Below are 19367 nucleotides of genomic sequence, written 5' to 3' on the forward strand. Positions count from 1 at the left end.
GCGACTGCCTAGGGGGCAAATCCGAGAACAGTGCATGGTAACTACAAATTAAGGAAGTGTGATGACATTTTCTGAATCTTTGTCGAAGAAATGCGCTTTGTTGATGTTGAAAGCTAAATCAACTGTTTCACCTGGACGGTGGAAGTCGCGGGCATCAACTTTCGAGATAAATTCAGTCGCACCTACACGTGTATAAAGCATTGTTTCTGCACCTAATAGTTCAGATACGACCACTTCAGCACGTACAGTTGCTTCAGGAGAAGCTTCCAATGCGATTTGTTCACTGTGGATATCTTCTGGACGAATACCAAAGACTAATTGTTTGCCTTCGTAGCCTTTTTCAACAAGAATCTTATTCTTGCCTTCAGGAATACGTAAATTCAAACTTTGACCATCAGAGATCATACCGTTATTCAACGTAACATTGAAGAAGTTCATTGCTGGTGAACCGATAAAGCCGGCAACGAAAATGTTTTTCGGTGTGTTGTAGACTTCTTTTGGTGAACCGATTTGTTGAATGAAACCATCTTTCATGATAACGATCCGGTCAGCCATGGTCATCGCTTCTGTTTGGTCATGGGTTACATAGATCGTCGTTGTTTCTAAACGTTGGTGTAATTTTGCGATTTCCGCACGCATGGCAACCCGCAATTTCGCATCTAAGTTTGACAACGGCTCATCCATCAAGAAGACTTTGGCATCACGAACGATGGCACGGCCTAAGGCAACCCGTTGACGCTGACCACCTGAAAGGGCAGCAGGTTTACGATCTAAGTATTCTGTCAAACCTAAGATCTCAGCGGCATTTTCTACGCGTTTTTTGATTTCTTCTTTGTCGTATTTACGCAATTTCAAACCAAATGCCATGTTGTTGAAAACAGTCATATGGGGATACAATGCGTAGTTCTGGAAAACCATCGCGATGTCGCGGTCTTTTGGTGCTACATCGTTCATTACTTTTCCACCGATGCTCAATTCGCCTTCAGAAATATCTTCTAAACCAGCGATCATTCGAAGGGTTGTTGATTTTCCGCAACCAGAAGGTCCAACGAAAACGATAAATTCGCGATCCGCGATATCTAAATTAAAATCAGTTACCGAATACGCATCATTATTGTCATATTTTTTGTGGATATTTTTTAAGGCCATTTCTACCATTGGGATTACCTCTTTCCATTTAGTTTACATGAATAGCATAAATGAAAACGCTTCGAATGCGCAACGGAAACCTGCACAAGAAAAAAACGTTTTCTTGTGCAGGTTGTTTAATTGCTCTGATGGGTGAATTGGTCGATCAGTAAATAGCAAAGCAGCAGATCATCCATATTTTTTAAATTTAAACGTGTCAGTGTTTGAAACTTATCGATCTTATATAGGAGAGAATTCCGATGCATAAACAGTTCTTTGGCTGTGGAACTCGCATTGCCTTGATTGCGCCACAGGGATTGAATGATCGTTTCGGTCTCTTCTTCAAACCAATCTAGATACAAGGTACGAAACAAGGAAATATACTCGGAAAAGCCATTGCGAAAAAGAGCGAAGACCACTTTGGGCAGATCCATACTTTTACTGGTAGTTTTCGTTTTTAACTCATTTTTAAACAGGGTAGATTCACTCGTCCATAAGGTAGTGAAGTCGTGGCGTGGGTGATGGAAGGGGCCAACGAACAGCTGGGAAGAGCAGTCGAAATCCATATCCAAAGCCACGAATAAGCCGTCGAGATCTTCGATGGGTAAATTAGTGTCGTCTTGTTTTTCTACGATCACCGCATGGTCTTCGGTGAGGAAAAAAAGATCCACCACGCTAGGGAGCATTTGCTGGATCTCTGCGAGCCATTCGGATTGCAAGGAGTCAATGGTTCGGGTGAAATGAACTTGCAGCATTCGGACCCACGTTTGGTCTTGAACGGGCTGATGTTCAAATAAAATCGGATACCATGGATGGTTTCGGTTATCGATTTCTGGTTGCAAAGAGCCGTTTCCCAGTTGGATCAGCAGTTTTTCACTGTCACTTAATTGGTCAGTTGGCAGCCAAATATATTTTTTGCCGAAAGCGATGGATTCGATGTCCTTCGTTGTGGATACTTTGTCATGCAGCGTTGCCTGGGGGAAACGCGCTTTGATGTCATTAAAAGAAAAAATGAGAAAGACCTCCTTTGAGATACTCTACGTATTCTTCATTTAGTATAGCATGTTCTAAAAAAACCGTTCAAAATTTTCCCAGAAAAAAGCACAGCCCTTCACCGAAATCTCTGCCTTTGCATGGCAGGAGGATTGCTTTTTTCCCGAAGCGATGACTTCTATAATCCTAACAGTTGTTTTTTCTTTAAGGCAAATTCTTCTTCAGTCAAAATTCCTTCATCGACCAACATTTTCAGTTCGCGAAGATCAGCAATGACCTGTTCCGTCGGAGTTACAGTTGGTCGCGGGGGCAGTATTGCATGCTCACGGGGGAAGTTAGTGAGATAGCGCTGTATGATCCGAGCAATCAGCAGGTCTTTTTCGGCAAAGCAAAGGGAGTGGTTTGGTTCCGTCCTTCTGCGAGAATGGGTTTCTCTGATTGCCCCGCCGCCAATATACAGTTCCAAGAAGCCATTGCCTTTCCAAAGACCAGATTCGGCAACTTCTTTCAAACTGACACTGGTGATCTGGGGAATCTGCAAAACCTGCTTTTCTTTCTTTTTGTAGTCGATGATCGTGAGCGTATCTTCTGTGATGGCCCAAGCCTCACGATAATGATAAGACAGTAATTTGATTTTACCAGCCTCCTCATCCACGTAACTTTTGGCTGATTGCCCGCCAAGTACTGCAAGGCGAGTGGTTAAAAAATCATAGGCTTTTTGGGCATCGATTCGATTGGTGAAATAAAGCAGATGAGGATCACCTGGTACCTGCAGGCGGAGGTAGTCCACTAAGAGACCTTTGCCTATATGTAATTCCACATCGGCAATTTTTGCCATGGGAATCTTTTCATCTGGGATTTTTGGATGGGTATGGTTTATCAAAACACCTTTACTGGTAATAAACCAGCGACAACTAGCCTCGTGTTTGCGATTCTCTCGATATTTTTTTGAATAAAGAATGATTGGCGCCTCACGATTTTCATTCATATTTCTCGTCAAAGTGTTTGCCTCCTTCATAGAAATAACTAACTATTTATTCAATTATACAACAAATTTAATCTTATTTATTTTTATTATGAGTAAAATCTAGGTGAATGATCGTTTGGAATTTTTTCTCTATTACTTTTTCAGAAAAATTAGTATAGCAGCAATTGACAAGGAAGCGGTTTCTTGGTATCTTAGATGTACGGACAACTTTTGAAAGATGGGATGAAAATGGCGAATAAGTACGAACAAATAGCGGATATCTTAAGAGAAAAGATCCGCTTAGGCACCTATCAAGAAGGCGATGCGATCCCTTCAGAAGCAACCTTACAGGAAGAATTTCATTATAGCCGCCACACGGTGCGCCAAGCGATCGCTGTTTTGGTCAATGAAGGTTATTTAAGAAAAGAACGGGGCTCAGGTACCTACGTTTCAAAACCTGAGACTGTCAATCATAAAAACCGCAAAACGATTGGGATCATCATGACCTATTTGTCTGATTATATTTTCCCATCGATCATGCGTGGCGTGGAGCAGACATTGCGGGAGCAAGGCTACTCACTGCTTTTAGGCTCAACCAACAATGACCATGAGCAAGAAAGAGCGTGCTTGCAGCAAATGATGGATCAAGGGGTAGACGGGTTGATCGTTGAACCAACGAAGAGCAGCCAGTACAACCCGAATCTTGCCTATTATGTCGCCCTCCAAGAAGCTGGGATTCCTCTCGTCATGATCAATGCCTATTACGAAGAACTAGACTTGCCGCATATTTGTGTCAACGATACACGTTCTGGTTTTTTAGCAACCAATTATCTATTAGAACAACAGCATCAGCAGTTGATGATGATCACGAAAATCGATGACTTACAAGGGAAATATCGGATGAAAGGGTTTGTCAAAGCGTTGACCCAAGCCAAGCGGACGTTTGCAGCAGAAGACGTCTTGACGTATACGACGGAGACGAAAGAAGCCGTTATTGAACAAGCGATCCAGCGCTTGACGGCTGCCGATAATCAAGTCACAGGCATCGTTTGTTACAACGATGAGATCGCGCATCGCTTGATTCAAGCATTGACGGCTGCTGGGAAGAACGTTCCTACTGATTTTTCGATCGTGGGTAACGATGACTCGCCTCTTAGCACCTTGTCCACACCGACGATCACCACACTGACTCACCCGAAAGAAGCGATGGGGGAATTGGCGGCACAATGGATCACTACAGGTAAGGCAACAGAAGCGCAACGCTTTTATTTTGAACCGGAGCTGATCGTTCGCGGTTCAGTCAATAACCAAAAAGGAGAATAAGAAGATGACGCAACAAGTAAGGCAAGCAATTATTGACGGGCGCACGTCTCTTGGGATCGAGCTAGGCTCGACACGGATCAAAGCTGTCTTGATCGATGAGCAGTTTCAGACGATCGCTTCAGGTAGCTTTGAATGGGAAAATCAATTGGAGCAAGGGATTTGGACCTACTCACTAGAGGCGATTTGGCAAGGACTGCAAGCCAGCTACCAAGAGTTGGCGCACAACATCCAACAGCAATTCGAGGTACCTTTGACGACGATCGGCAGTATCGGTTTTTCTGCAATGATGCACGGCTATATGGCTTTTGATCAGCAAGGCACGCTGTTGGTACCTTTTCGGACATGGCGCAATGCGATCACGGAAGAAGCAGAAAAAGCCTTGACGGCATTGTTCCAATACAACATCCCGCAGCGTTGGAGTATCGCGCATTTGTATCAAGCGATTTTGAATCAAGAAGCCCACGTCCCAGAGGTTGCTTTTTTCACTACCTTAGCCGGCTATGTCCATTGGCAGCTGACAGGGGAAAAAGTTATCGGAATCGGCGATGCATCAGGGATGTTCCCAATCGACAGTACGACAAAAAACTATGATGCGAATATGCTGCAGCAATTTGATGCACAAATCAGCAGTCAGGGGTATCCTTGGCAGATCAAAGACCTTTTGCCGCAAGTGTTGACAGCAGGCGAACCAGCCGGCACATTGACGGCAGAAGGGGCAAAAAAACTCGACCCAACTGGTACTTTGCAAGCTGGCATCCCGTTATGTCCGCCAGAAGGCGATGCGGGCACTGGCATGGTTGCCACGAATAGTGTGGCACAGCGAAGCGGGAATGTTTCAGCCGGGACGTCTGCTTTTGCCATGATCGTCTTAGAAGAACCCTTAACTAAAGTGTATCCAGAGATCGATTTGGTCACGACGCCTTCTGGTGATTTGGTGGGGATGGTCCATACGAATAACTGTACCTCGGAGATCAATGCCTGGGTCAAACTTTTCCGCGAATTTGCCGACGCAGCTGGAATGAAACTTTCCACGGAAGAATTGTTTGCGACCTTATTCAACGAAGCATTGAAAGGGGATTCAGACTGTGGCGGGATGCTTTCTTATGGCTATTATTCTGGTGAAAATATCACTAAGATCCCTGAAGGACGGCCGCTTTTCGTCCGATCGCCAGAGAGTTCTTTTACTTTAGCAAATTTCATGCGCTTACATCTGTTTAGTGCCTTTGGTGCGATGAAGATCGGGATGAAGATTCTGGAAGCCGAAGACGTCGCTATTGATCGAATCGTTGGTCACGGTGGGATCTTCAAAACGCCAGAAGTTGCCCAACGTGTCTTGGCAGCTGTCATGGAAGCCCCAGTCACGGTCATGGAAACGGCTGGTGAAGGCGGCGCCTGGGGGATCGCCCTTTTAGCAGCGTACCTTCGCCGTCATACGCCAGAACAATCCTTGGCAGCATTCTTAGCAGATCAAGTGTTTAAAAATGACCACGGCGTGACCTTAGCCCCGACAGAAGCCGATATTCAGGGGTTCACCGTCTTTACCCAACGTTACCAAGCAGGGTTGCCGATCGAGCAAGCGGCAATCGATGCGTTGATTTAAAAAGAAAGAAGGGAATTTTGTGTTAGAAGGATTAAAAGAAGAAGTCTTTCAGGCCAATTTGGCATTGCCTAAGCAAGGATTGATCAAATACACCTGGGGCAATGTGTCAGCAGTGGATCGCCAACAGCAATTGTTTGTCATCAAACCTAGCGGTGTTGACTATGAAACCATGCAAGCCAGTGATATGGTGGTTTGTGATTTTGAGGGCAACGTAGTGGAAGGAGCGAAAAATCCTTCCTCCGATACGCCAACGCATGCCGTTTTATACAAAGCATTTCCAGAAATTGGTGGAATCGTCCATACCCATTCTACTTGGGCGACGAGCTGGGCTCAGGCAGGACTCGATCTGCCAGCGATGGGCACGACCCATGCCGATACGTTTTATGGAGCAGTCCCCTGTGCGCGCTTTTTGACGCAAGCCGAGATCGATGAAGGTTATGAAGCACAAACAGGACAGGTGATCGTCGAAACCTTTAAGGAACGCGGCATCACGCCAGAAGAAATTCCTGGTGTCTTGCTTCACGGTCATGGACCGTTTACCTGGGGCAAAACGGCGGATGCGGCGGTGATGAACGCAGTGGTCTTAGAAGAAGTTGCTAAGATGAATTTTATCACGCGCCAGCTCAACAGTTACGCACCCGAATTGCCGCAGCGGGTCTTAGACAAACATTATTTACGCAAACATGGAGAAAATGCCTATTACGGGCAAAAATAACGAAAAAGGAGCAAGTAGAATGTTAGAAATCGGGAAAAAAGAATTTTGGTTCGTCGTAGGATCACAGCACTTATACGGAGAAGAAGCATTACAAGAAGTACGGGACCATGCAGAAGAAATGGTCAAAAGCTTAAATGACAGCTCAAAGCTGCCTTATCCAGTCGTTTTACAAGAACTCGCTGTTACTGCCGATACGATTACGAAAATCATGAAAGAAGTCAACTATCGGGATGAAGTCGCTGGGGTGATCACCTGGATGCATACCTTCTCACCAGCAAAAATGTGGATTCGCGGCACGAAATTATTACAAAAACCATTGCTGCACCTTGCCACTCAATACAATGAACAAATTCCATGGGAAACCATCGATATGGACTTCATGAACTTGAACCAAGCGGCTCATGGTGACCGAGAATATGGATTTATCAATGCCCGTTTGAAAAAGCAAAACAAAATCGTTGTCGGCTATTGGAAAAATGAAGCCATCCAAAAAGAAATCGCTGCTTGGATGGACGTGGCAGTCGGCTACAATGAAAGCTTCCAAATCAAAGTCGCTCGTTTTGGCGACAACATGCGTAACGTTGGGGTGACCGAAGGCGATAAAGTCGAAGCACAGATCCAATTTGGTTGGACCGTTGATTATTTTGGGATCGGCGATTTGGTACAAGTTGTCGATGCGGTGACTGACGAAGAAATCGATGCACTCTTTGAAGAATACAGCCAGCTGTATGATTTTGATTATGGCGATTACGACAAAGAAGAGTGGGGACGTCATGTCAAAGCCCAAGCCAAACAAGAAATCGGTCTGCGCCGCTTCCTTGAAGCAGGCGGCTATACGGCATTTACCACGAACTTTGAAGACCTGTATGGTATGCAGCAGTTGCCTGGTTTAGCTGTACAACGCTTGATGGCAGAAGGCTACGGGTTTGCCGGTGAAGGGGACTGGAAAACAGCCGCTATTGATCGCTTGATGAAAATCATGGCTCACAATAAAGCGACTGGTTTTATGGAAGACTATACCTATGAGCTGACACCAGGAAAAGAAGCCATCTTGCAATCCCATATGATGGAAGTCGATCCAGTATTAGCAGCCAATAAACCAAAAATCGTGGTTTCACCACTGTCAATGGGGGATCGTGAAGACCCAGCTCGCCTCGTCTTTGACGGCCAAGGCGGCGAAGGTGTCGTGGTTTCGATGGCCGACTTTGGCACCCACTACAAATTATTGATCAATGAAGTCGATGCCTTTGAGCCAACTGAAGAAGCACCAAAACTACCGGTTGCACGAGTAATGTGGACGCCAAAACCAAACTTCCACGATGGCGTCAAACAATGGATCGAAACAGGCGGTGGCCATCACACCGTTGTCTCACTTGTCTTAAATTCTGACCAGATCGAAACATGGGCGAAGCTTGTAGGATTAGAATACGTAACGATCAAATAAGTACCCAATCACAAAAGAAATCGTTGGCGATGCCGGCGGTTTCTTTGCGTTTTTCTTAAGCTTTCTTGCCTTCTGGCTGTAAAGTGCGGGCAAGCAAACCCTTGAAAGCACCAGCAATCAGCAAAATTGACTTTTAAATATAGGGGGCATAGACTTTTATGTAAGAGTGGAACAATGGACTAAAAGGAGGAGCACAATGAAGACAACCTACGATACACCAGAGTATTATCAGAAAATGAACGCTTGGTGGCGAGCAGCCAACTACCTTTCCGTTGGTCAGATCTATTTGAAAGACAATCCCTTATTGCGCCGCCCCATCGAAGAAAAAGATTTAAAAGTGAATCCAATTGGTCACTGGGGAACGATCGCCGGACAAAATTTTATTTACACCCATCTCAATCGCGTCATCAATAAGTACGACTTAAACATGTTTTATATCGAAGGACCAGGCCATGGCGGACAAGTCATGGTTGCGAATGCTTATTTAGACGGCAGCTACAGCGAGATCTATCCAAAAGCCACCCAAGACGAAGTAGGGATGAAACATCTATTCAAAACCTTCTCTTTCCCAGGTGGGATCGCTTCTCATGCGGCACCTGAAACGCCAGGTTCGATCCATGAAGGCGGCGAGCTAGGCTATTCCATCGCCCACGCTACCGGAGCTATTTTAGACAATCCCGATGTCATTGCAGCAGTAGTGGTCGGTGATGGTGAAGCCGAAACCGGACCGTTAGCGGGCAGCTGGTTTTCAAATACCTTTATCAACCCAGTCAATGATGGCGCAATTTTGCCTATCTTGCATTTGAATGGCGCCAAAATTGCCAATCCAACGATTTTGGCTCGTAAAAGCGACCAAGATCTCACGAAATATTTTGAAGGCATGGGTTGGACCCCTTATTTCGTAGAAGGGGACGATCCAGAAGCGGTTCATCCGCAATTGGCACAGAAGATGGATCAAGCCATCGAACAGATCCACGCGATCCAAGCAGAAGCCCGCAAAGGTTCTGCGGAAGAAGCCGCTATGCCTCATTGGCCTGTTTTGATCGTTCGCACACCAAAAGGGTGGACTGGACCGAAAGTCTGGGATGGCGAGCCGATTGAAGGGGGCTTCCGTGCCCACCAAGTGCCGATCCCTGTCAATGCGAAACACATGGAACACGTGGATGCTTTGACGGATTGGCTGCAGTCTTATCGTCCAGAAGAGCTTTTTGACGAAAACGGCCGCATCAACGCTGAGATTCAAGAATTGGCGCCAAAAGGGGAGCAACGGATGGCTGTCAACCCAATCACCAACGGGGGGATCGATCCGCAACCGCTACGCTTGCCAGATTGGCAAGCACATGCCATTGCGATTGAGACACCAGGGGAAACGACGGCCCAAGATATGATGGTCTTTGGGAAATTTGCCCGTGACATCATCAAAGAAAATCCTGACAACTTCCGCATTTTTGGCCCAGATGAAGCCAAATCCAATCGGTTGAACCATGTGTTCGAAGTCACGGACCGCCAATGGTTGGAGCCAAAACATCCTGATTATGATGAATGGCTATCTTCAGTGGGCCGTGTGATTGATTCACAATTATCAGAACATCAAGCAGAAGGCTTCTTGGAAGGCTATGTGCTGACGGGGCGTCATGGCTTCTTTGCCAGCTACGAGTCATTCCTAAGAGTCGTTGATTCTATGATCACGCAGCACTTCAAATGGTTACGAAAAGCCCATGATCTTGACTGGCGCAACCCGTACCCCTCATTGAATTTGATCGCTTCATCAACGGTCTTCCAACAAGACCATAATGGGTACACCCACCAAGATCCAGGGATCATGACCCATATTGCAGAGAAAAAAGCCGACTTTGTGCGGGTCTACTTGCCAGCCGATGCCAATAGCTTGATGGCTGTCATGGCAGAAACGCTCGCTTCTGAAGAAAAGATCAATCTAGTGGTCTCTTCGAAACACCCACGTCCGCAGTTTTATTCGGCGGATGAAGCGAAAGTGCTTGTCAAAGATGGCTTGAAAGTCATCGACTGGGCATCGACAGATGAAGGACAAGAACCGGACATCGTGATCGCAGCTGCCGGGACGGAACCGAATTTGGAAGCATTAGCTGCTGTTTCCTTGCTGATTGAAGCCTTCCCAGAGTTGAAAGTCCGCTTCATCAATGTGGTCGATCTATTGAAATTGCGTCGTCCAGAAGTCGATCCTCGTGGGTTGAGCGATGAAGCATTCGAAGCCTACTTTACGAAAGACAAACCGATCGTGTTTGCTTTCCACGGGTATGAAGGACTGATTCGCGACATCTTCTTTGGCCGTCGCAACCAACAGCTTCATATTCATGGGTACCGAGAAAATGGCGACATCACGACACCGTTTGATATGCGGATCCTTTCTGAATTGGATCGCTTCCACTTAGCCAAAGACGCCGCCGAATGGGTCTATGGAGAAAAAGCAACGGACTTTGCCAAAAAAATGGCAGACACCGTTGCGTATCACCATGACTTTATTCGAGAAAACGGCTATGATATCGCCGAAGTCGAAGAGTGGGAATGGAAACCATTGCGTTGATTTTTTCTCCATAACACCAACGTAAGACAATTTAAGAACAAAATAAGTACAAAACGATCCGCAACAGGGTCGGGACGCCTTACCAAGGAAGCCCGACCGACTGTCTGCGGATCGTTTTTTTAAAAGACGTCGAAACCGTAATTTTTGATATGCTGTTTCAACAAGGCGAGATAGTCCAAAGCCATCTCACTCAGTTCCATTTTCTTGTGTTTGAGGTAACCTAGTGTCATCGCATCATCGACTTCCAAAGGAATCGCAACGATTTTTTCATCATTCAGCTCACTGCTGATGATCCCAGAGCTGATGGTATAGCCGTTGAGACCCACCATCAAATTGAAGATCGTGGCACGATCGCTGATGCGAATGTGTTTTTTGCGTTGTAAAGTGCTTAAGATCTCTTCAGAAAAGTAGAAGGAATTGGTTTCCCCTTGTTCGTACGACAAATAGGTATAAGGTTCCAAATCAGCTAATGTGATGCTTTTTTTCTGAGTCAGTGGATTTTCTCGGCCGATGAAGACGTGGGGTTTGGCTTCAAATAAAGGAATGAATTGCAGGTCTTTTTCGTGGATCAAACGGGTGAGGACCGTCGTGTTGAAATCATTCAGATAAATGACCCCCAATTCGCTCTTAAACGTCTGGATATCATCCAATACATTTTGTGTTTGGGTCTCCCGCAAGGTGAATTGAAATTCATCTTCCCCTAACTGTTTGACCAGCTCTACGAAGGCGTGGACGACGAAGGCATAGTGCTGTGCAGAAACACTGAAAACATGCTTGCGATGGCTGTCTTTGCGAAAGCGTTCGTCCAAGAGATTGACTTGGTCTAAAACATTTCGAGCATAGTTGAGAAAGGAACGGCCATCATCGGTCAAGGTCACCCCTAATTTACTGCGGTAAAACAGCTGCAGATCATACTCTTTTTCCAACTCTTTCATGGCTTGGGAGAGGGAGGGCTGACTGATGAAAAGCTGTTTGGCGGCTTCATTGAAAGAGCCGGTCTCTACGATTTTTTCCAAATATTCAAGCTGCTGGATACGCATGGGAAGCAACCTCCTTTTTGTGTTATAGGTATTGCCTATGGAATATATAAGTTTATAAGTATTATCTATAGTATAAGATGTTTGCTAGAATAAATCTAACAATTTTGAAAACTTTGTATAGGAGGAATGGATATGGCAACAGACAAATTTCAGCTTGTGGGGTCATTGTTACGACCACAAGATTTATTGGACTACAAAAATCAAATCGAGCATCGGGAGGACATCCGCTACCCGTTTTATGATGCGTTTCCTGGCTACCAAGAAACGGAAGCAAAAGCGATCGCTGACATCATTGAAGCGCAAAAAGAACACGGCATTACAGTCATCACAGATGGCGAACATGGCCGCTCGATGTGGCACCTGGATTTTCTCTGGGGATTAAAAGGCGTTGAGCGCTATATCTCCGATCATGGGTATGCCTTTGAAGATTTGGACGGTGGACATTTTGAAACGCGTAAAGACATCGGCATCCGGATCACAGAACCATTATCTGGCAAAAACCATCATTACTTGACATTGTTTAAAGAAACCAAACGCCAAGCTGGCGACCTGCCAGTCAAAATCACCGTCTGGGGGGCTGCCCACGCGTTTACCGAGCTGACTGTCTTTAACGACCTCGTTGGTGAAGGTCAGGTGTATCCAACGAAAGAAGCCTTGCGGGAAGGGCTGCTTAACGCCTACAAGGAATTCTTGCAGGAATACCGAGAAGCCGGTGGTGAGATCGTTCAGTTCGATGATTGTTTATGGGAACTATTTGCTGAAGACAATGACAAGAGCTTCTTCACCCAAGGCAATGACGGCTTAGAAGCGTTAGCCGATGAATTCGTGGCGATCAACAACGAAGTCGCTGATTACGCCCACGAATTAGGATTAAAAGTCTGGACCCACAATTGTCGCGGCAATTACCAAAGCCGCGCGGCTGCCAGTGGTACCTACAAAGCGATCGCCGAAAAATTCTTACGTGATCAGCATTATGACCGCTTTTTCCTGGAGTGGGACGATGACCGTGCCGGTGATATCTCGGCTTTAGAAGCGCTGAAAGATCGTTCAGAAGTGGAAGTTGTCTTAGGCTTATTATCCAGCAAAACCGCCACATTAGACGATGGAGAGCGAGTGATCGCCTTATTAGACAAAGCTAGTCAAATCATTCCTAAGGATCGGCTTTATCTTTCTCATCAATGCGGCTTTGCCTCTTGTGACTGCGGCAATGAGCTTTCGACTGAGCAGCAATGGGCAAAAATCAAGCAAGGGCAAGCCTTAGCTGAAGCATACTTCGGTTAAGCAGTTGCGTCTTCTTTACCCTGAATCTTCCCCTGGAAATCGGTGCATTCCACAAAGTTTCGAAAATTTCAGAAAAAATGTTTGACATTTTCTTTAAGAGCGAGTAAAGTAAGACACAACTTAATGAAACAGACATCGAAAAGAAGAGTAGCAAGGCTTGCTGTTTGAAGAGAGTCTCTGGTTGGTGCAAAGAGATAACGCATGGTTGTGAAACACATCTTGGAGTCGTTTTTCCGAAAGAAAAGTAGGAGAGACCGGGTTTGCCCGTTACAGCAGCAGTCATTGATTGATGACTTTCTGAGTTCAGTTGCTGTGAAGCACTGATAAACAAAGGTGGAACCGCGTTGATAACGTCCTTTAGCTGTAATGGCTAGGGGACGTTTTTTTTTCTCTTTTTTTGCGGCTCACCGAAAATCGAAAGTGGAAGGATCACAAGAACTGCACGAGGCCTTTTCCTGTGAAGGAAAGGCAAATTGAGGTGGAACCACGTATCTAGCGTCCTCTGGCAAATGCCAGTGTGCGCTTTTTTTGTTTTTCTTTTTTAGAAAAATGAAACTTGCCAGTTGCCCTCACCAGCCAACGCACAGCGCCACATAAGCGTCGGAGTAAGCCGTCGCTAAGCTGTTTTTCTGCCAAGCGAAATTGAAACCTATCAAGGAGGAAGTCACCATGTTTGAGTATTTAGTCAATGTTATGCCCCAACTAATTTCAGGAACCGGAATCACCGTTAAATTGTTCGCACTGACCTTAATCGGGTCCATTCCCTTAGGCATCTTGTTTGCCTTTGTTTTAGCCAGTCGCCTGCGTATTTTGAAATTGATCGTGCAAGTCTACGTTTGGTTGATGCGAGGAACGCCTTTATTGCTGCAGTTGATCTTTGTTTTCTACGGTCTGCCGATTTTAGGGATCGTCTTTGATCGCTTTGAAGCAGCCTTGATCGCCTTTATCATCAATTACGCTGCGTATTTTGCTGAGATTTTCCGTGGGGGGATCCAATCGATTCCAGCCGGACAATACGAAGCTGCGAAAGTCTTGCGTTTATCCCCAATCCAAACGATCCAAAAAATCATCATCCCACAAGTCGTCAAGATCACCCTGCCATCTGTCGGCAATGAAGTCATCAATCTTGTCAAAGACACATCCCTCGTCTACATCTTGGGCTTGTCAGACGTGATGCGAATCGGAAAAATCGCCATGGAGCGAGACAGTACCTTGCTTCCGTTAGTTGGGGTCGGCTTGATCTACTTGGTGATGACGGGCGTCTTCACGTTATTGTTAAAACAAATCGAGACCAAACTGGACTATTACCGTTAGGAGGAACCACATATGTTAGAACTAAAACAAGTATCAAAATCATTTGGCGCCAAAAAAGTCATCGATCAGCTAGACCTGACGATCGAAGACGGCAGTATCTTAGCGGTGGTCGGTCCTTCCGGTGGCGGGAAAACCACCTTGCTTCGGACACTGGCTGGGTTAGAAACGATCGATTCTGGAAGCTTTTTACTGGATGGCAAAGCCTTTGATCCCACCGACACAAAAGAACAAGAACAAGTCGTCGGTGTCGTCTTCCAAGACTTCCAATTGTTTCCCCACTTGTCGGTTTTTGAAAACATCACTTTGGCACCAAAAATGGTGCTAAAACAAGACAAAGCCGCGTATACAGCAAAAGCCGAACAGTTGGCAGAAAAACTAGGGTTAAGTGACCTATTAGCCCAATACCCCTTCCAGTTGTCCGGGGGGCAGCGGCAACGGGTGGCTATCGCACGAGCGATGGCGATGAATCCCAAAGTGTTGGCCTATGACGAGCCTACCAGCGCCTTAGATCCAGGCTTGAGACAGCAAGTCGAACAGCTGATCTTGGATCTGAAAAAAGAAGGAGTGACCCAGATCGTGGTGACCCATGATTTGGTTTTTGCCGAAAATATTGGCGATCAATTATTAAAAGTAGCAGGAGAATAAGGGGGAGAACAAAATGAAAAAATTACTATTAACGGGAATCGCAGCAGCAAGTGTATTTTTATTAGGGGCGTGCGGCAGCAGCAATGACACCACAACCAGTGCCGCTGACAAAGAAGAAGTGATCGTCGGCCTAGACGATACCTTCGTACCGATGGGCTTTAAAGACGACCAAGGCAACATCGTTGGGTTTGATGTGGATTTAGCCACAGCGATTTTGGATCTAACAGGAACCAAAGTCAAATTTCAACCAATCGACTGGTCCATGAAAGAAACCGAACTAAGCAATGGCACCATCGATATGATCTGGAACGGGTATACCAAAACCGCAGCTCGTGAAGAAAAAGTATTGTTTACAGATACTTATATGGAAAATAAACAAGTCTTGGTCACAGCGAAATCAAGCGGCATTACTAGCTTCGATGATATGGAGGGCAAAGTCTTAGGTGCCCAAGAAGGTTCTTCTGGTTATGAGACCTTCAATAACCAACCGGAAGTTTTGAAGGATCTTGTAGACGGCAATGACGCAACCTTGTATGCCAGCTTTAATGAAGCCTTTATCGATCTAGAAAACGGTCGGATCGACGGTCTTTTGATCGACCGCGTCTACGCAGAATATTATTTGACTCAAACAGGCAAAACCGATGACTTCAACGAAATCGAAAGCCCTTTTGAAGCAGAAGATTTTGCTGTAGGTGTGCGTAAAGACGATCAAGCCATGGCAGATAAAATCAATGATGGTTTGAAAGAATTGCAAGACAATGGTACCTTTGCTGAAATCTCTGAAAAGTGGTTTGGCGAAGACGTCACACCAAACTAAAAACAAGTCAACAAGAGGCACTGGCTGCTTAGCAGCTGGTGTTTTTTTATACATTCATTTCTTTTGCGTATCTAAGTAAAGAAGGAACGATTGAAGTATATACTTGTGTATACATATGCGTGCTCATGTTACAATGATAGGTAGTAAGGAAAATCCGATAAAAAGGGGTGAGCCGAATGGAACATTATAAAGAGACCGCTCATTTGATTAAGTGGGGCAACGGACAAGGGGTTCGCTTGTCTAAGAAAATGATTCGAAAATTGGATCTCCAGGTAGGTTCTGAACTAGAAATGGAACTGGCAGAAGAAGTCAATGGCAAAAAACAGTTAGTTATTACAGAAAAGCAACCAGCAGGGGAGTTGTCCCCAGAGGAGAAACTTCGTTTAGTCGATTCTTTGCAAGGCATTTTAGCAGATTCATTTGAAACACCTGACGTTGTGGACATCAAAAAAGTAAGAAACGAACGGCGTAGGAAAAAATATCTGGGAGAATAAAAGGAACATGACCAAATACAAAGCCAAACGAGTCGTGATTGACACCAATGTGATCCTTGACTATTTATTAGGAAGAGGGTCTAAAAGCCATCAAGAAGCCATCAAACTGATATACAACAGTTCTATCTATGGACTTTGCGAGGGCGTGATTACGGCAAGTACATTAACGGATCTTTTCTATATTCTCGATGGAGCAGCAGGAGTCGATGCTCGGAGGGAAGTCAAAAAACTGATCCAAGTGCATACCGTCTTAACAGTCACGGAAGCAGATTGCGTTCAGGCGCTTGATTCAACAATGACAGATTTTGAAGATGCTGTTTTAGCAGCTTGTGCGAAGCGAAATCAAATCGACAGTCTAGTAACGACCAATACAGCTGATTTTAAATCATCAGGACTGATTGTCTATACAGTCGCTGAATTTGTTCACCAACTAAAAAGAGGATGATCACTGCTCTATCTGGCAGACATCCTCTTTTTTCCTTAAATTCCAACAGCTAACCAAAATTTCTCACAGGAAAACTTTTGTTCGCCTTCTTTTTTCGTTATAATAGGGAAAGATGAAAAGAGGGATAGAAATGGCGCAAAAAAAACGCGCAAAGAAACGCAAAACAAAAAAACAACAAAAACAGCAAGAGAAATTAATGCTGGTCGGCGTCGGCCTGCTCTTTGTCTTGTTTTCGATATTTGGCTTTTTCCATTTAGGTTTTTTAGGAACCTTGATTGCCAACGGGTTTCGGATCGTTGGCGGAAACACGTACCAATTTTTGAGTGTTGCCCTAGCCGCTTATGGTGTCTGGTTAGCGATCAAAACGACCGATGCTCGGTTTAAGAGCATTCGTCGAGTGATTGGCTGTGTATTGGTGTATTTTGGCTTACTGATCATCCTCCATGCGCAAATCTTTAGTAATGTGGTGGGAGAACAAGCCAATGTCTTCCAAACGACGTGGATGACGCTGTTAGGCGATATCCGGCGCAGCCAAGTGACCCAAAATGTCGGGGGCGGAATGATTGGCGCCATGCTTTATGGGGCGACCTATTTTCTTGTTTCCCAGATCGGCAGCTACATCATCGCTGTTTTACTCATGCTGATCGGGGCGTTCTTGTTCAGCCAAATGAGCAGCCACGAGTTAGTGGAGCACCTGCAAGCAGCTGGTGACAAGCTGCAGCGGTTGTTAGAAGGCTCTCCAGAAAAGCAAGCCGAACGAGAAGCCCGCAAAGCAGAACGAGCAGCAGAGAAACAAGCGGCGAAAGAAGCCAAAAAAGAAGCCGAGCGAGCAGCAGTCATGGCGGAGATCAAAGAAAAGAATCAAGTCCGACCAATGACAGAAGACGAAAAATCAGCAAAAGAACAGCAGATGCAAGCGCCAGTTGATTTTGAACCAGAGCAGCTGAGCTTTGTACCCATCGACCACTTCCAAGAATTGCCGCAAGCGACGGGACCAGAGGCCGCTCAAGCACCGCATCCAGCAGGAAACAAACCGGGACCAAGCAAAAAGGTCAACGAAGACGGGGAGATCCTCGATGACGATGGTGAAGTATTGGAATTTGAGATTTCGGAAGAAGCTGAAAATCGTGATTATGAATTGCCTTCAGCGCAATTACTCGATTCGATCCCTTCAACGGATCAAAGCAGCGAGTACAAAAAGATCGAACAAAATATTGGTGTGTTAGAAACCACCTTCCAAAGCTTCGGTGTTGACGCAAAAGTCGTCAAAGCTAGCTTAGGACCAGCAGTAACCAAATTCGAAGTTCAACCAGCAGTAGGGGTCAAAGTCAGCAAAATCGTCGGGTTGACCGATGATATCGCCTTAGCCTTGGCCGCCAAAGATGTGCGGATGGAAGCGCCGATCCCAGGGAAATCATTGATTGGGATCGAAGTTCCAAACAGCGCAGTCAGCATGGTTTCATTCCGAGAAGTGATCGAAGCCCAACCAGATCATCCAGATAAACTATTAGAAGTACCTTTAGGACGCGATATTTCTGGCCGTGTCCAAACGGCAGACTTAACGAAAATGCCCCATCTCTTGATTGCCGGATCGACCGGGAGCGGGAAGTCCGTAGCCATCAACGGCATCATCACCAGTATTTTGATGCGGGCAAAACCCCATGAAGTCAAACTGATGATGATCGACCCGAAAATGGTTGAATTAAATGTTTACAATGGGATTCCCCATCTCTTGACACCCGTTGTGACCAATCCTCGCAAAGCGGCGCAAGCGTTGCAAAAAGTGGTCAAGGAAATGGAAGAACGCTACGAAAAATTTGCGGCAACTGGGGTCCGAAATATTACTGGCTACAACGATTTAGTAATCAATAAGAATTTAGAAGATGGCGAAAATCGTCCGATCTTGCCATTCATTGTGGTGATCGTTGATGAGTTAGCTGACTTGATGATGGTTGCTAGCAACGAAGTCGAAGATGCCATCATTCGTTTGGCACAAATGGCGCGGGCAGCTGGTATCCATATGATCTTAGCAACGCAACGACCAAGTGTGGATGTCATTACAGGGATCATCAAAGCCAATGTTCCATCACGGATGGCGTTTGCTGTTTCCAGCGGTGTCGATTCTCGGACCATCATTGATGGGAACGGGGCCGAAAAACTGCTGGGCCGCGGCGACATGCTGTATCTGCCGATGGGTGAGAACAAACCGATTCGGGTCCAAGGGGCCTTTATTTCCGACCAAGAAGTCGAACGAGTGGTTGAATTCGTGACAGATCAGCAAGAAGCCAATTATGAAGAAAAAATGATGGTCACTGAGGAAGAAACGAGTGCCGGCAGCAGCGGACAACCGCAAGATGAGCTGTTCGAAGATGCCAAAGCCCTTGTGGTGGAAATGCAGACCGCCAGCGTTTCTCTCTTGCAGCGACGTTTTCGCATCGGCTATAACCGAGCGGCTCGGTTAGTGGATGAATTAGAAGATCAAGGTGTCGTGGGACCTTCTGAAGGCAGCAAGCCGCGGAAAGTCTTGATTGAGCCGCAACCAGAAGACATTCCTACCTTTGATGAATAAGGAGAACACCAGACCAATCCAATGAGAGA

The 19367-nt window shown here is 45.7% G+C and carries 16 protein-coding genes and 1 other annotated feature; of the genes, 12 read left to right on the forward strand and 4 right to left on the reverse strand.

Features of this window, described 5'->3' with window-relative positions; genetic code table 11:
- Positions 1 to 48: 48 nt before the first annotated feature.
- The 3 genes from A5882_RS06905 to A5882_RS06915 all read right to left on the reverse strand — a co-directional run bounded on the left by A5882_RS06905 (position 49) and on the right by A5882_RS06915 (position 3121).
- Complete coding sequence (locus A5882_RS06905) at positions 49 to 1158, reverse strand: ABC transporter ATP-binding protein (RefSeq protein WP_008376142.1); 1110 nt, start codon at positions 1156 to 1158, stop codon at positions 49 to 51.
- A gap of 107 nt (positions 1159 to 1265) precedes the next feature.
- Entirely contained in the window at positions 1266 to 1970 is a 705-nt protein-coding gene (locus tag A5882_RS06910; RefSeq protein ID WP_254908464.1) for a helix-turn-helix domain-containing protein, read from the reverse strand.
- Between the two features lie 329 nt (positions 1971 to 2299).
- Positions 2300 to 3121 carry an SHOCT domain-containing protein gene (locus A5882_RS06915; protein ID WP_254908465.1) on the reverse strand — a complete coding sequence of 274 codons (822 nt, stop codon included), beginning with the start codon at positions 3119 to 3121 and terminating at the stop codon, positions 2300 to 2302.
- 216 nt (positions 3122 to 3337) lie between these two features.
- Here A5882_RS06915 and A5882_RS06920 point away from each other — a divergent pair, with 216 nt between their 5' ends.
- From A5882_RS06920 to A5882_RS06940, 5 genes are all read left to right on the forward strand, one after another.
- Entirely contained in the window at positions 3338 to 4411 is a 1074-nt protein-coding gene (locus tag A5882_RS06920) for a GntR family transcriptional regulator (protein ID WP_176462006.1), read from the forward strand.
- 4 nt (positions 4412 to 4415) lie between these two features.
- Positions 4416 to 6011: a xylulokinase gene (locus A5882_RS06925; RefSeq protein ID WP_081116183.1), complete on the forward strand. Its 1596-nt coding sequence runs from the start codon at positions 4416 to 4418 to the stop codon at positions 6009 to 6011.
- Positions 6012 to 6030: 19 nt separating this feature from the next.
- Complete coding sequence (locus A5882_RS06930) at positions 6031 to 6726, forward strand: L-ribulose-5-phosphate 4-epimerase (protein WP_008376133.1); 696 nt, start codon at positions 6031 to 6033, stop codon at positions 6724 to 6726.
- Positions 6727 to 6745: 19 nt separating this feature from the next.
- Positions 6746 to 8170: an L-arabinose isomerase gene (gene araA / locus A5882_RS06935; protein ID WP_081118304.1), complete on the forward strand. Its 1425-nt coding sequence runs from the start codon at positions 6746 to 6748 to the stop codon at positions 8168 to 8170.
- 196 nt (positions 8171 to 8366) lie between these two features.
- Complete coding sequence (locus tag A5882_RS06940; RefSeq protein WP_008376128.1) at positions 8367 to 10733, forward strand: phosphoketolase; 2367 nt, start codon at positions 8367 to 8369, stop codon at positions 10731 to 10733.
- 119 nt (positions 10734 to 10852) lie between these two features.
- On the opposite strand, the gene A5882_RS06945 is transcribed toward A5882_RS06940, so the two are convergent.
- Positions 10853 to 11773: a LysR family transcriptional regulator gene (locus A5882_RS06945; protein ID WP_005227268.1), complete on the reverse strand. Its 921-nt coding sequence runs from the start codon at positions 11771 to 11773 to the stop codon at positions 10853 to 10855.
- A 126-nt stretch (positions 11774 to 11899) separates the two neighbouring features.
- On the opposite strand from A5882_RS06945, the gene A5882_RS06950 reads away from it, so the two are divergent.
- The 7 genes from A5882_RS06950 (at position 11900) to A5882_RS06980 (ending at position 19338) form a co-directional block, all read left to right on the forward strand.
- The gene (locus A5882_RS06950; RefSeq protein WP_176462007.1) at positions 11900 to 13054 is read left to right on the forward strand and encodes a cobalamin-independent methionine synthase II family protein; all 1155 of its coding nucleotides are present in this window, start codon (positions 11900 to 11902) and stop codon (positions 13052 to 13054) included.
- Positions 13055 to 13180: 126 nt separating this feature from the next.
- Positions 13181 to 13415: a binding site (T-box leader), on the forward strand.
- A 308-nt stretch (positions 13416 to 13723) separates the two neighbouring features.
- Positions 13724 to 14368 (forward strand): amino acid ABC transporter permease, encoded by a 645-nt coding sequence (locus tag A5882_RS06955; protein ID WP_005232226.1) that lies wholly within the window; start codon positions 13724 to 13726, stop codon positions 14366 to 14368.
- Between the two features lie 12 nt (positions 14369 to 14380).
- Positions 14381 to 15013: an amino acid ABC transporter ATP-binding protein gene (locus tag A5882_RS06960; RefSeq protein ID WP_005227272.1), complete on the forward strand. Its 633-nt coding sequence runs from the start codon at positions 14381 to 14383 to the stop codon at positions 15011 to 15013.
- 13 nt (positions 15014 to 15026) lie between these two features.
- Positions 15027 to 15830: an amino acid ABC transporter substrate-binding protein gene (locus A5882_RS06965; protein WP_005232224.1), complete on the forward strand. Its 804-nt coding sequence runs from the start codon at positions 15027 to 15029 to the stop codon at positions 15828 to 15830.
- A gap of 176 nt (positions 15831 to 16006) precedes the next feature.
- Complete coding sequence (locus A5882_RS06970; protein WP_086316834.1) at positions 16007 to 16324, forward strand: toxin-antitoxin system, antitoxin component, AbrB family protein; 318 nt, start codon at positions 16007 to 16009, stop codon at positions 16322 to 16324.
- A 7-nt stretch (positions 16325 to 16331) separates the two neighbouring features.
- Positions 16332 to 16769 (forward strand): PIN domain-containing protein, encoded by a 438-nt coding sequence (locus A5882_RS06975; protein ID WP_016611400.1) that lies wholly within the window; start codon positions 16332 to 16334, stop codon positions 16767 to 16769.
- A 130-nt stretch (positions 16770 to 16899) separates the two neighbouring features.
- Positions 16900 to 19338, forward strand: a complete 2439-nt coding sequence (locus A5882_RS06980; RefSeq protein ID WP_086316835.1) for a DNA translocase FtsK — start codon at positions 16900 to 16902, stop codon at positions 19336 to 19338.
- Positions 19339 to 19367: the final 29 nt, after the last annotated feature.

Origin of the sequence: Enterococcus sp. 4E1_DIV0656, assembly GCF_002140695.1 — a bacterium.
Classification (GTDB): domain Bacteria; phylum Bacillota; class Bacilli; order Lactobacillales; family Enterococcaceae; genus Enterococcus_D; species Enterococcus_D entomosocium.

Bases quoted from the DNA above. Each gene is read 5' to 3' on its own strand.
- A5882_RS06920 (WP_176462006.1), top strand. From the start codon at position 3,338: ATGGCGAATAAGTACGAACAAATAGCGGATATCTTAAGAGAAAAGATC.
- A5882_RS06925 (WP_081116183.1), top strand. From the start codon at position 4,416: ATGACGCAACAAGTAAGGCAAGCAATTATTGACGGGCGCACGTCTCTT.
- A5882_RS06965 (WP_005232224.1), top strand. From the start codon at position 15,027: ATGAAAAAATTACTATTAACGGGAATCGCAGCAGCAAGTGTATTTTTA.
- A5882_RS06945 (WP_005227268.1), bottom strand. From the start codon at position 11,773: ATGCGTATCCAGCAGCTTGAATATTTGGAAAAAATCGTAGAGACCGGC.
- A5882_RS06970 (WP_086316834.1), top strand. From the start codon at position 16,007: ATGGAACATTATAAAGAGACCGCTCATTTGATTAAGTGGGGCAACGGA.
- A5882_RS06975 (WP_016611400.1), top strand. From the start codon at position 16,332: ATGACCAAATACAAAGCCAAACGAGTCGTGATTGACACCAATGTGATC.
- A5882_RS06980 (WP_086316835.1), top strand. From the start codon at position 16,900: ATGGCGCAAAAAAAACGCGCAAAGAAACGCAAAACAAAAAAACAACAA.
- A5882_RS06940 (WP_008376128.1), top strand. From the start codon at position 8,367: ATGAAGACAACCTACGATACACCAGAGTATTATCAGAAAATGAACGCT.
- A5882_RS06950 (WP_176462007.1), top strand. From the start codon at position 11,900: ATGGATATGGCAACAGACAAATTTCAGCTTGTGGGGTCATTGTTACGA.
- araA (WP_081118304.1), top strand. From the start codon at position 6,746: ATGTTAGAAATCGGGAAAAAAGAATTTTGGTTCGTCGTAGGATCACAG.
- A5882_RS06955 (WP_005232226.1), top strand. From the start codon at position 13,724: ATGTTTGAGTATTTAGTCAATGTTATGCCCCAACTAATTTCAGGAACC.
- A5882_RS06960 (WP_005227272.1), top strand. From the start codon at position 14,381: ATGTTAGAACTAAAACAAGTATCAAAATCATTTGGCGCCAAAAAAGTC.
- A5882_RS06905 (WP_008376142.1), bottom strand. From the start codon at position 1,158: ATGGTAGAAATGGCCTTAAAAAATATCCACAAAAAATATGACAATAAT.